General features: G+C 61.5%; 14 protein-coding genes. 5 read left to right on the top strand and 9 right to left on the bottom strand.

From position 1 onward, the window contains the following. Nucleotides 1-79 precede the first annotated feature (79 nt). The 4 genes from ACZYGA_RS05685 to ACZYGA_RS05700 are packed head-to-tail and all read left to right on the top strand — an operon-like array spanning nt 80 to nt 3,607. Nucleotides 80-1,981, top strand: coding sequence for a penicillin-binding protein activator (locus ACZYGA_RS05685; RefSeq protein WP_077371659.1), 1,902 nt, complete (start codon nt 80-82; stop codon nt 1,979-1,981). A gap of 1 nt (nt 1,982) precedes the next feature. Continuing rightward, the gene (locus ACZYGA_RS05690; protein ID WP_279855187.1) at nt 1,983-2,375 is read left to right on the top strand and encodes a YraN family protein; all 393 of its coding nucleotides are present in this window, start codon (nt 1,983-1,985) and stop codon (nt 2,373-2,375) included. 21 nt (nt 2,376-2,396) lie between these two features. Next, nucleotides 2,397-2,990: a phosphoheptose isomerase gene (locus ACZYGA_RS05695; protein ID WP_043332512.1), complete on the top strand. Its 594-nt coding sequence runs from the start codon at nt 2,397-2,399 to the stop codon at nt 2,988-2,990. 38 nt (nt 2,991-3,028) lie between these two features. Continuing rightward, on the top strand, nt 3,029-3,607 hold the full coding sequence (locus ACZYGA_RS05700; RefSeq protein WP_077371653.1) for a BON domain-containing protein: 579 nt from the start codon (nt 3,029-3,031) through the stop codon (nt 3,605-3,607). Nucleotides 3,608-3,714: 107 nt separating this feature from the next. Here ACZYGA_RS05700 and ACZYGA_RS05705 read toward each other — a convergent pair whose 3' ends face one another. From ACZYGA_RS05705 to zapE, 8 genes are all read right to left on the bottom strand, one after another. Further along, nucleotides 3,715-4,317 carry a ClpXP protease specificity-enhancing factor gene (locus ACZYGA_RS05705; protein WP_141392248.1) on the bottom strand — a complete coding sequence of 201 codons (603 nt, stop codon included), beginning with the start codon at nt 4,315-4,317 and terminating at the stop codon, nt 3,715-3,717. A gap of 199 nt (nt 4,318-4,516) precedes the next feature. Further along, the gene (gene sspA, locus ACZYGA_RS05710; protein WP_077371647.1) at nt 4,517-5,143 is read right to left on the bottom strand and encodes a stringent starvation protein SspA; all 627 of its coding nucleotides are present in this window, start codon (nt 5,141-5,143) and stop codon (nt 4,517-4,519) included. Nucleotides 5,144-5,358: 215 nt separating this feature from the next. After that, nucleotides 5,359-6,168: a cytochrome c1 gene (locus ACZYGA_RS05715; RefSeq protein ID WP_479398573.1), complete on the bottom strand. Its 810-nt coding sequence runs from the start codon at nt 6,166-6,168 to the stop codon at nt 5,359-5,361. After that, complete coding sequence (locus ACZYGA_RS05720; protein ID WP_077371641.1) at nt 6,165-7,427, bottom strand: cytochrome b; 1,263 nt, start codon at nt 7,425-7,427, stop codon at nt 6,165-6,167. The genes ACZYGA_RS05715 and ACZYGA_RS05720 overlap by 4 nt, the downstream gene beginning before the upstream one ends. Further along, nucleotides 7,427-8,023: a ubiquinol-cytochrome c reductase iron-sulfur subunit gene (petA, locus tag ACZYGA_RS05725; protein WP_077371638.1), complete on the bottom strand. Its 597-nt coding sequence runs from the start codon at nt 8,021-8,023 to the stop codon at nt 7,427-7,429. The genes ACZYGA_RS05720 and petA overlap by 1 nt, the downstream gene beginning before the upstream one ends. A 241-nt stretch (nt 8,024-8,264) precedes the next feature. Beyond that, complete coding sequence (gene rpsI, locus ACZYGA_RS05730) at nt 8,265-8,654, bottom strand: 30S ribosomal protein S9 (protein ID WP_043332522.1); 390 nt, start codon at nt 8,652-8,654, stop codon at nt 8,265-8,267. Between the two features lie 13 nt (nt 8,655-8,667). Further along, the gene (rplM, locus tag ACZYGA_RS05735) at nt 8,668-9,096 is read right to left on the bottom strand and encodes a 50S ribosomal protein L13 (protein WP_065392477.1); all 429 of its coding nucleotides are present in this window, start codon (nt 9,094-9,096) and stop codon (nt 8,668-8,670) included. 251 nt (nt 9,097-9,347) lie between these two features. Then, nucleotides 9,348-10,505, bottom strand: a complete 1,158-nt coding sequence (gene zapE, locus ACZYGA_RS05740; RefSeq protein WP_077371635.1) for a cell division protein ZapE — start codon at nt 10,503-10,505, stop codon at nt 9,348-9,350. Nucleotides 10,506-10,938: 433 nt separating this feature from the next. Here zapE and ACZYGA_RS05745 point away from each other — a divergent pair, with 433 nt between their 5' ends. Then, nucleotides 10,939-11,391 carry a Z-ring associated ZapG family protein gene (locus ACZYGA_RS05745; protein ID WP_077371632.1) on the top strand — a complete coding sequence of 151 codons (453 nt, stop codon included), beginning with the start codon at nt 10,939-10,941 and terminating at the stop codon, nt 11,389-11,391. A 122-nt stretch (nt 11,392-11,513) separates the two neighbouring features. Here the strand turns inward: ACZYGA_RS05745 and ACZYGA_RS05750 are convergent, their stop codons facing one another. Continuing rightward, on the bottom strand, nt 11,514-12,290 hold the full coding sequence (locus tag ACZYGA_RS05750; protein ID WP_084209220.1) for a Nif3-like dinuclear metal center hexameric protein: 777 nt from the start codon (nt 12,288-12,290) through the stop codon (nt 11,514-11,516). Between the last annotated feature and the right edge of the window lie 186 nt (nt 12,291-12,476).

Here is a 12,476-nt window from a genome sequence, read left to right on the forward strand (position 1 = left end):
TTGCAGTATTCATCCGTCATTACAGCAGCGGCGACGCGGGCCACGGCCTCATCGCCCATCAGCCAAGGGACCGTCGTACATGGGCCAGACATGGAATCGTGCGCCTGACAACGTGCTGCGCACTGCGTCAACCATTCGGCACAAGAGCTTGCGCCTCCCACGCACCAGCCTGCGCGGACTGGCCGGCATGGCCATCGCGGCACTGCTGCTGGCCGGGTGTGCCGGGCAGTCCTCCCGTCCCAGCGGACCGGGGGCGGACGCGCTGCTGGCTCAAGCGGAGCAACAACAGGGCCAACAGGCCGCCGGCACCCGACTGCAGGCCGCCGATATCCTAGCACGCAGCGGCGACAACGCGCAGGCGATCACCATCACCTCGGACATCGACCCCGCGAGCCTGGAACCCCAGCAACGCGTGCAATGGGCCCTGTTGCTGTCGCGCATCGCCCTCGAGCAGCAGGATGGCTGGAACACGATACTCGCCACGTCCGTGCTGGAAGACGACATCACGATGTCCAGCGACGATCAGCGCACGCTGCGCAAGCGTCGCGGACTGGCGCTCGGCATGGTCGGCGAACCTCTGGCCAGTGCCCAGACGCTGATTGCCCTGCAGGCGGACACTGATGACCTCAGCATCAATGACACCCTGTGGGAACAGCTCACGCGCCTGTCTCCCAGCCAGCTTGGCGAGCTGGCCAGCGCCAACGCCATTGCCAGCGGCTGGACGGACCTGCTGCGTCTGCAGCGGCGCTTCGGCGGCAACATCGACCAGATGTTTTCCGCCATCAACGACTGGGCGGATGCCAATCCGCAGCATCCGGCCGCACGCCAGATGCCGCAGGGCATCCTCGATCTGCGCGAGCTCTCCGGCCAGGAAGTCCGCAAGATCGCGGTCTTCCTTCCGCAGTCCGGCCCATTAAAGCGTATCGCGCAGGCAATTCGTGAGGGCATCGAGGCACGCCATCGCAGCGCCATCGACAATGCCGAAGCCACGCCGCAGCTGAGCTTCTTCGATACCTCAAGCGCCGATCTCAAGACATTGTATGCCCGCGCGACCATGGAGGGAGCTCAGGTCGTGCTAGGCCCGCTGGACAAGCAGCTGGTCAGCCAGCTCGAGACCCAGAGCAGCCTGCCGCTGCCAACCCTGGCCCTCAATTACGGCACCCATGAGCGCAATCAGGCCGACAATCTCTTCCAGTACGGCCTGTCCGCCGAAGACGAAGCGCGCCAGGTCGCACTGCGCGCCTCACTTGACGGTCATCGTGGTGCCGCAGCCATGATTCCCGACAATGCCTGGGGTCAGCGCGTCTACAGCGCCTTCCGTGATCGCTTCGAGCAGGAAGGTGGCGACATCGTTTCCATCGAGCGCTACAACCCCAAGGGCCCGGTCAGTGAAGCGGTCAAGGATCTGCTTTCCGTCTCCAGCCAGGATCAGGCGCGCATGAAATCCGCCAAGAAATCCGGCAGCAAGTATGGCCGCGCCCACTCCGGCAACATCGACATGATCTTCCTGCTGGCGCTGCCAAGCTACGCTCGTCAGGTGCCGCCGATGCTGGACTTCTACTACGCGGGCAACCTGCCGATCTACGGCACCTCACACCTTTATGAAGGCTCCCCCCAGCCCGCTCAGGATGGCGACCTCAATGGCGTCAATTTCGTCGACATCCCCTGGGAAGTGCCGCAGGCCTCCTCCGGCGGCAAGGCCACTCTGCCGGAAGCCGATACCTATCGCGCCCTGTCGGATGCCTCTCCGCGCATGCTCAAGCTCAATGCCATGGGCGTCGATGCCTATCGCCTGGCACAGCGCGTTCCGCTGATGCTGGCCGGTGCCGGCGGGGAACTCTTCGGAGCGACCGGCAGTCTATTCCCGCGTCATGATGGACGCATCGAACGCACGCTGCCGTGGGCGGAGTTCAGAGGCGGCGTACCACGCCCGCCGCTGAAAGGCGCCAGCAGCCGCACCGTCGAAGCCTACACGCCCTGACATGGCGCGCCCTGGAACGGCCGGGCAGGAGCCACCACAGCGTCGCGCGAGAGCGCGCGGTGCCGTGATCGAAGCCGAGGTCGAGAAATGGCTGTCAGCCAGAGGTCTCGTGCCTGTCACGCGCAATTCGCATGCCAAGGGCGGCGAGATCGACTTGATCATGCGTGATGGTGACACCCTGGTGTTCATCGAAGTGCGTTACCGCGCCAGCTCCCGGTTCGGCAGCGCACTGGAAAGCGTGACCGCCACCAAGCAACGCCGGCTGATCAAGGCCGCGCGTTTTTATCTGGCCCATCACGGGCTATCATGTTCCTGCCGCTTCGACGTGGTCGGCGTGGAGGGTCCTCCCCCTCTCGCCATTCACTGGATACGCCACGCATTCGAAGCGTTCTGAAGCCAACGACCAAGAGCCATTATGGATTTCCAATCTCGTATTCTCGGCCACTTCAACGCCAGCATCGACACCAAGACATACGCCAGTGAAGTGCTGCCGCCCTTCATCGAAGCGGCGAGTCAGATGATGGTCCAGAGCCTGGTCAATGACGGCAAGATTCTGGCCTGCGGCAACGGCGGCAGCGCCGGTGACAGCCAGCACTTCTCGTCAGAGCTGCTCAATCGCTTCGAGCGTGAACGCCCGAGCCTGCCGGCCATCGCCCTGACCACCGACACCTCGACGTTGACGTCCATCGCCAACGATTACAGCTACAACGAGGTGTTCTCCAAGCAGATTCGCGCCCTGGGCCAGCCCGGCGACATCCTGCTGGCCATTTCCACCAGCGGCAACTCCGCCAACGTGGTACAGGCCATCCAGGCGGCCCATGACCGCGACATGCGCGTGGTGGCACTGACCGGTCGTGACGGTGGCGACATGGCTTCCCTGCTGGGCAGCGAAGATTGCGAGATCCGCGTACCGGCGACCTCCACCGCGCGCATTCAAGAAGTCCATCTGCTGGCCATTCATTGCCTGTGTGATCTGATCGATCACCAGCTGTTCGGCAGCAACGAATAACGCCTTGCGACACACGGCGCTCACCAGGAGATTACGGCATGACGCCAAAGTACCTGCTTTCCCTCATGGCCACCGCCGGCTTTCTATCCCTTGCGGGCTGTACCACCGTGGCCGACCTGACTCACAGTGGTCCCATTGACGAGGACTACGGTGATCGCACTCTGGGCGCTCAAGTGGAAGACGAGAGCATCGAGACCAAGATCGAAGTCAATCTCGGCAAGATCGATGCGCGCTTCAATGACGCCCATGTCAACGTGAATGCCTACAACGGCATGGTCCTGCTGACCGGGCAAGTGCCCAGCGACGAGCTCAAGCAACGCGCCGCGGAAGTCGCCAAGGATGTCCGTCGCGTACGCCAGGTACACAACGCCCTGGAAGTCAGCGCCAATGCGCCTACCAGCCAGCGCGTCCAGGACACCTGGCTGACCACCCGCGTCAAGGCGACTCTCGCGGCCGATGCCAACATCGATTCCGGGCGCATCATGGTGCTGACCGAGAATGCCAGCGTCTACCTGATGGGCATCGTGACCCGCTCGGAGGCCGACCAGATCGTCAGCAAGGTCTCGGAAGTCGGTGGCATCCAGCGTATCGCCAAGGTCTTCGAGTATCTTGATTGACGTAGACCGCACTCCCTGACGTATGGGTGAAAACGACGACGCCCCACAGGCCTGGCCTGTGGGGCGTCGTCGTTATCAGCCCAAGAGGACTGAAGAGGAGTGTCCGCTTACTTGATGACTCGCAGCGACGGACGCCCCTTGCGGGGAGGCTTCGGCTGATCATCGCCGCCTTCCTCATCGGAGGAGGAGATGCTGCCGCCCTCCTGCTCCTCGGCACTCGCGACCTCATCGGCCGCCGCATCACCCCGTGACGCCTCCTCACCCTGCTCATCATCAGCAGCGCTGCTGGCACCACCGACACTGGCCAGAGTCGGACGTGAAGGCGCCTGAGCCTCCTCACCGGAGGTCGCCTCATCCGAGGCTGCCTCACCGAAGGCCAGGTCATCCGCACCCGGCATGACAGGCTCATGCCCGAACACCATGCCAACGCCATTCTCGCGAGAGTACAGCGCCACCAGCGCCGGTGTCGGCACGCTGACGTGCATCGGCTGACCACCGAAACGGGCATTGAAGCTGACACCCTCATTGGCGATGAGCAGATCACGCACGGCACCCGGCGCGATGTTCAGCACGATCTGGCCATTCTGCACGTGTTGACGCGGCACCTGAACGCCATCCTGCTCGGCATCCACCACGATGTACGGCGTATTGTCGTTATCCAGCAGCCACTCGTAGAGCGCACGTGCCAGATAAGGGCGACTGGAAAGCATGAGAGAACCTCTTGAACTGCAATGGATGTCACGATGACCGACGTCCTGCGACGCCGAGCTACAGCTTGCGGGCACTGACACCACGTGACGGTCGAGACACCTGACCTCGGCCCCTCCCCGCCTCATGATCCGAGCCCGGAACCCACCCCGGGGTGGGTTCCAGCGACTCAAGCACCCCTTTCGGGATTGCTCAAGCGAATCAGATACGCATCTCGCGCTCTGCCTCGGAGAGAGACGCCTTGAAGGCATCACGATCGAACAGACGCTCCATGTAGTTCAGCAGCGGCTTGACCTGCTTCTCCGGCAGCTCGATGTTCAATGTCGGCAGACGCCACAGAATCGGGGCGATGCACGTGTCGACCAGAGAGAACTCGTCGCTCATGAAGAACGGCATGTCATCGAAGATCGGCGCGATTCCGATCAGGCTCTCGCGCAATTCCTTGCGCGCCTTGTCGGCTTCCTTCTTGGTGCCGTTCTGGATGGTTTCCATCATCGGTACCCACTCGCGCTCGATGCGGTGCATCCACAGACGGCTCTGGGCGCGCGCCACCGGATACACCGGCAACAGCGGCGGATGCGGGAAGCGCTCGTCCAGGTACTCCATCATCACCTTGGACTCGTAGAGGACCAGGTCACGGTCCAGCAACGTCGGCACACTGTTGTACGGGTTCAGATCAGCCAGCTCGGCCGGACGGTTGTCATCATCTACATCAATGACATCGACTGCTACACCCTTCTCGGCCAGCACGATCCGTACACGGTGGCTGAAGTGGTCGTCACCACCGGAGTAGAAGGTCATCGATGAACGCTTGGCCACAACACCCATGAAACTGTCCTCGCATCTGTTCGAGCCATGCCCGCGTCAGCTTTTGGCCTGACGAACGGGAATAAGTTTCCTCTGGGCGCCTCATCAACTGCGTGACGCGCCCAGAGGGTCAACCTTGCGTCACCCGCAAGCGACGCAAGCGGGCGCACGACCGATCAGCCGTGCGCCCGTCACTGCCTGCACGCCATTATCAATGAGCGCCACTCCGGGAGCCATCAATGAATGTCGCGCCAGTATTCCTTCTTGAGAAGATATGCCAGCAGAGTAAAGATCAGGATGAATATTAACACCTTGGGGGCCATGCTCTCAGCCTTGAGTCGCGATGGTTCGCCCACATAGGCCAGAAAGTTGGTCAGATCCCACACGGCCTGGTCGAATTCCTCTGCTGTCATGCTGCCCGGCGAGGTGATCTCCAGCACGTCGCAGGAGTCATAGTGCCCCGTTGCCGGGTTCAGCTCCGCGCCCGGAGGCACCAGGTCGCTCTGGGCGCAGACCTTTTCCTGAACGCCCTGCAATGTCTCCAGCACATTGGGCATCGCCACCAGCGGATAGACAGCATTGTTGACACCCCAGGGGCGCTCGGGATCGCGATAGAAGCTCTTCAGGTAGGAGTAGATCCAGTCCGTCCCGCGCAGACGCGCCTCGAGAGACAGATCCGGTGGCGGCGTACCGAACCAGCTCGCGGCGTCCTCAGCCTTCATCCCGATGCGCATGGTGTCATTGATCTTGAGTTCTGGCGAGAAAATCAGATATCGCTCGACCAGATCCTCGGGCATCTCCAGGTCCTCTGCGGCACGCGAATAGCGCTGATACTGCAGGCTGTGACAGCCGATGCAATAATTGGTGTAGAGCTGCATGCCGCGCTGCAACGAGGGCTTGTCATGCAGATCCGGCTGCATCGACTCACGCACTGCCTCGCCCCCTGCCGCGCTGACAGCTCCCGCCCCCAGCAGTCCGGCCACTACCACGCCTGCAGCCAGTACATGCTTCAGCCAGTCCCTTGACCCACCCTTTTGCCCGCTCATCGGCCTGTCACCCTGTCCGGCACCGCTCGCGTCTTCTCGAATCGCGTATACAGCGGCATCAGTATGAAGAAGGCGAAGTACGCCACCGTCGCGATCTGCGCGATGATCGTGCGCTCGAACGTCGGCGGCATCACGCCAAGCACCCCCAAGGTCACGAAGCTGACCACGAACACGAGTATCGCGATACGCGACAGCCAGCCCTTGTAACGGATGGAGCGCACAGGAGAACGATCAAGCCATGGCAACACGAACAGGATGGCGATCGCCAACCCCATCACCACCACGCCCCAGAACTTGGCATCGACCCCGAACAAGGGATAGTTCACGGCCCGCAACATCGCGTAGAACGGCGTGAAGTACCAGACAGGGGCAATATGCTCAGGTGTCTTCAACGAGTTGGCCGGTTCGAAATTGGGCGTCTCGAGGAAGTAGCCGCCCCCTTCCGGGAAGTAGAAGATCACGGCACAGAACACGAACAGGAACACACCGACACCCACCAGATCCTTCACCGTGTAGTAGGGATGGAACGGAATGCCATCCAACGGCTGACCCGCCTCATCCTTCCTGTCCTTGATCTCGATGCCATCCGGATTGTTCGACCCCACCTCATGCAGCGCCACCAGATGCAGCACCACCAGCCCGACGATGACCAGTGGCAAGGCGATGACATGCAGGGCAAAGAAGCGATTCAAGGTAATGCCGGACACCAGATAGTCGCCACGGATCATCTGCGCCAGATCCGCTCCGATGACCGGGATCGCCGTGAACAGCGAGATGATCACCTGCGCCCCCCAGTAGGACATCTGCCCCCAGGGCAGCAGATACCCCATGAAGGCCTCGGCCATCAACGCCAGATAGATGCACATGCCGAAGATCCACACCAGCTCACGCGGCGCTCGGTAGGAGCCGTAGATCAGCCCCCGGAACATGTGCAGATAGATGACGACGAAGAATGCGGACGCCCCCGTGGAATGCATGTAACGGATCAGCCAGCCATATTCCACATCGCGCATGATGTATTCGATCGAGGCGAAGGCCCCTTCGGCGGTCGGGGTATAGCTCATGGTCAACCAGATACCGGTAATGATCTGATTGACCAGCACCAGCAGCGCCAGCGAGCCGAAGAAATAGAAGAAATTGAAGTTTCTGGGCGCGTAGTAGCCTGTCAGATGGTCCTGCAGCATCTGGGTGGCCGGAAAGCGATCATCGATCCAGCGCATGATGCCTCGCGACGCCTTGGCACGTTCTGGATTCCCCATCACACAGCCTCCTCATCGACGCCGATCACCAGCACCTGCTCGCTTTCATAATGATGCGGCGGCACCTCGAGATTCGAGGGCGCCGGCACTCCGGTGAACACGCGACCCGCGAGATCGAATTTCGAGCCATGACAGGCACACAGATAGCCACCCGGCCAGTCAGCGCCAAGATCCGCGGCACCCATCTCGGGTCGATAACCCGGCGAGCAGCCCAGATGGGTGCAGATTCCCACCAGTACCACGTACTCGGGCTTGATGGAGCGCAGGACAGCATCCACATAGGCTGGCTGCTGGGGACGGCGTGATTCGGGGTCCTGCAACTCGGCGTGCGGGATGGCCCGGATGTCATCAATCATCTCGGGGGTGCGACGCACCACCCATACCGGCTTGCCGCGCCACTCGATGGTCATCTGCTGACCCGGTGCCAGGCGCGAGATATCCGCCGTGACAGGTGCACCTGCCGCTCTTGCCCGTGCGCTCGGCTGCCAGGAAGCCAGAAAGGGCGTCGCGATGCCAACGGCGCCTATCGCCCCCACGACACTGGTCGCACTGACGAGGAAGCGGCGCCGCCCTCGATTCACACCTCGATTAGCCATATTGTTATTGTCTCCCGAACACCACCGCATGCTGCCAGACCATTCCCTTGCCGGGCACTTGACGCTTGACTGTATTAAAGGGCAAGAACCCACCGCTCACAACTCAAGAAAATCACTTTACCAGAAGCGGCTTTCTTCAATTGCGCTCGCACCATGCGCTTGACGCCCCTATCGAGATCGCAAAAAAAACGCCCAGCACCCTTTCGGGTACTGGACGTTCTTGTGGTCGACGCCTGTTCTCTTAACGCTTGGAGAACTGCGGACGACGACGGGCCTTGCGCAGGCCGACTTTCTTACGCTCGACTTCACGAGCATCACGAGTGACGTAGCCGGCGGCACGCAGTGCCGGACGGAAGTCCTCGTTGTAAGCCATCAGGGCACGAGTGATGCCGTGACGGATGGCGCCAGCTTGAGCGGAACCACCACCACCGGCGACAGTGACGTAGACGTCGAACTGTTCGGTAGTTTCGGTCAGCTCGAGCGGCTGGCGAACAACCATGCGACCTGTCACACGACCGAAGTAGTCGTTCAGGTCACGCTGGTTGACGGTGATTTTGCCGGTGCCCGGCTTCAGGAAGACGCGCGCGGTAGAAGTCTTGCGGCGCCCGGTACCGTAGTGCTGCTGTGTCATGGCGATGCTTCCCTCAGATGTTCAGTTCTTGCGGCTGCTGCGCAGCGTGCGGATGCTCGGCGCCAGCATAGACTTTCAGCTTGGACTGCATGGCACGACCCAGCGGGCCCTTCGGCAGCATGCCCTTCACCGCCAGCTCGATCACGCGCTCAGGCTTGTGCTCGATCATCTGGTTGAAGTTCATGGAGCGCAGGCCGCCCGGGTAACCGGTGTGACGGTAGTAGGTCTTGGCTTCTGCCTTGCGACCAGTCACAGCGACTTTCTCGGCGTTGATGACGACGATGTAGTCGCCAGTGTCAACGTGCGGAGTGTACTCGGCTTTATGCTTGCCGCGCAGGCGACGAGCAATTTCGGTAGCCATACGGCCCAGCGTCTTGCCGGCTGCGTCGACGACGAACCAGTCACGCTGGACGGACTGCGGCTTGGCAGTAAACGTCTTCATGGATGAATCACCTATAGTCGGGTCTTGCACTTGAGTGCGCGACCAATCCCTATTTTTCTTGGTTGTCCGACGCCTGGCAGTCAGTGGCAGGCCGCTTGCGCGATCACCGCCGACTCGACTCCAGACTGCCCACGCCCATCAAGGGCGATTGACCCAGGACGACTCGTGAACCGGACAACAATTCGAGCGAGCGCGCATTGTACATGCCAGACGCCCGCACCACAAAGGCTATTTCGTCTTCCGACATCGCCTCATGGCTTGTGAGGCAGCGCCAGGTATTCACGCGACTGCATTTCCTGCAGGCGTGACAGGGTGCGCTCGAATTCGAAGTCGAGGTTGCCGCCGGTGTAGAGCTGCTCGACCGGTGTCTCGGCACTCATCAGCAGCTTGACGCCACGGTCATAGAACTCATCGACCATATTGATGAAGCGGCGCACCTGATCATCGCTGTCACGCCCCATCTGCGGCACCTCCGACACCAGCACGGTGTGGAACTCGCGCGCAAGCTCGATGTAGTCATTCTGGCTGCGCGGGCCATCGCACAGCTCATCGAAATGGAACCACACCACATCCTCGTGTCGACGCAAGGCATGCAGCACGCGGTGATTGATGCTCAAGCCTTCATCGGCATGACCTTCGGCTCCGGCAATGGAGCGGAACTCACGCGCCAGTCTGGCACCGCTCTCGTCACCCAGCGGACTGTGGAACAGCTCGGCATGCTCCAGAGCGCGCAGGCGATAATCGATACCCGAATCCACATTGACCACGGTGCAATGGCGCTTGACCAGGTCGATAGCCGGCAGGAAGCGCGCACGCTGCAGGCCATCCTTGTAGAGATCATCCGGCACGATGTTCGAGGTCGCGACCAGTACCACGCCCTGCTTGAACAGCTCCTCGAACAGGGTGGCGAGAATCATGGCATCGGTGATGTCCTTGACGAAGAATTCGTCAAAGCAGATCACGCGCGCTTCCACGGCAAACTTGGCCGCCACCAGCGTCAGCGGGTTCTTCTCGCCCTTGTAATGGCCAAGCTCGTTGTGGACGCGCTGCATGAAGCGGTGGAAGTGCGTCCGCATCTTGTCCGCGAAGGGCAGGCTCTCGTAGAAGGTATCGACGAGATAGGTCTTGCCGCGCCCCACGCCACCCCAGAAATACAGCCCCATGATGTCCGGGGTCCTGTCGACGGCGGCCGGCCGCGACGGCTTGCCGAACAATCGACGCACCTTGGAGCCAAGCCCGCCATTGCCCGTGACATCCTCGACCTTGTCAGGCGTCTGGCGCGGAGTACGCACCAGATCGTCATAAAGGCGCTGCAGGTGACGAACGGCATCTTCCTGGGCGGCATCGTAGGCAAAGTCATCACGCTTGAGGTCTGCCTGGTACTTCTCGAGGGGCGTAGGTGCTGGCATGGAGAAACCCGGTGCAGGCCAGATTCAGCACTGGGCTGCATCTGGCGCGAAGTGAAACGAGGTCACGCCTGCGCCAGCATGGCTGACAATCAGGCAAGAACGAAATTGCGCGGCATTATACGCCCTGAGTGCAATTTTACCCACCACACCTGACGGGAAGTCCTGCTTCCCAGGCCCTTCAGTGCCATGACGCGCCTCGATGGCGAATGGCGCCCTTGCTTCGGGGCGACCAAGGTCTCTCTCATGACGAATTGACGTGACGCGCCAACCCATCGATATAATGGAGTGCGTACGCTTTTGAAATACAGGCACTCTTTGCCTCATGGCCAGCGTCGCTGGACACACTGCAAGAGTCTGGACATTGGCAGCACATCATCGTGATGGCCTGCCCCGGCGGTGAAGATCACCGCAGTCGTGACACAAGGAGAGCGACGTGAACGAGAGCAATATTGACTGGATCCTGGCCATCGCCTGTTTTCTGGCTGGCATCGGTATCGGCGCCTTGTGCTACCACCTCCTGAATGCCAACGTGGCCCGCAATCAGAAGACCCGCCAGAAGCTGGCGGAGCGTGAGCTGGAACTGACCCAGTTCCGTGACGCCCTGAATGATCATTTCTCCAAGGCCAGTGATCTGACGGATCAGATCCAACGTGCCGGCAACGAGCTGCGCCAGCACCTGGCCAGCGGTGCCTCTTCACTGTGCGATGACAGCCAGCTCAAGCGCCGCCTGCTGGATACTGACACCACGCTTGAAGAAGACATGGGCGAGAAGGTCGACCTGCCACGTGACTATGCCGACAATCGCGGCACGCTGTCAGAGGATTTCGGTCTCAAGCCACAACCCGCGGAAGGCGAAGCGCAGAGCGCCAACCCGCCGCGCATCTGAGCAACCTCCGCCTGCCGTGAGTTCCCTCACGGCCATTGGACACGACAACGGCCACCTTCCAGGGGTGGCCGTTGTCGTTGGCAAGGATCACTCAGGCCGTCACAGGGCGACCATGAGCTGACTCAAGCAGGGTTGTCGATATCCACGAAGCGATGCTCGACGCCATGCTCGGCCGCCAGCCACTCGCCCAGCGCCCGAACCCCATCGCGCTCGGTCGCATGATGCCCTGCCGCCAGGTAGGTCACCCCCTCTTCGCGCGCACTGTGCGTGGTCCGCTCCGAGATCTCACCGGACAGGAAGGCATCGACTCCCGCCTCGATGGCCAGACCGATATAGTCCTGCGCCCCTCCCGTGCACCAGGCAATGCGCTTGATCGGCCGATCATGCCCGGCGATCACGAGCACCTCTCGCCCCAGACGGCGACTGAACTCGGCCCCCAACGCGGCACTGTCCAGCTCACCGCCTGCCGCAAGCTCATCTGCGAGACGCCCGACATGCACCAGTCCACGCCCGGGGACGCCATCCAGGCATCCTTCACTGACCAACCCCAGGCGCTCGGCCAGCTGGACATTGTTGCCCAGCGTCGGATGGGCATCCAGCGGCAGGTGATACGCCGCCAGATTGATGTCGTTCGCCAGCAGTGTCTTGAGACGACGGCGCTTCATGCCCGTGATCCGAGCGGGTTCGTTCTTCCAGAAATAGCCGTGATGCACCAGCACCATATCCGCCTGCCATGCCACGGCTTCATCCAGCAGCGCCTGATTGGCGGTAACGCCCGTCAACACTCTGCGGACCTCGCGCCGCCCCTCGACCTGAAGTCCATTGACGGTGTAATCCTTGAAGGCCTGCGCCTCCAGACAGCCATCCAGCGCCTCGACCAGCACGTCACGATCAGCCATTGAGCCTCCAGCAGTCAGATTCATCGAGTGTTACACTGGCTGCCATTGTAACGGCGCAGCCTCACCATGTAAGCGCATGGCAGCTTCGCCGGGTACCGAGACATGGGTGACACGTCTTGAGCACGTCATCAATCTTCCTCTTCACCCTCCGCCTGCCAGCAGCAACCCTGCGGATGCCGACCGCCC

The sequence above is a fragment of the Cobetia sp. BL01 genome (assembly GCF_056493605.1).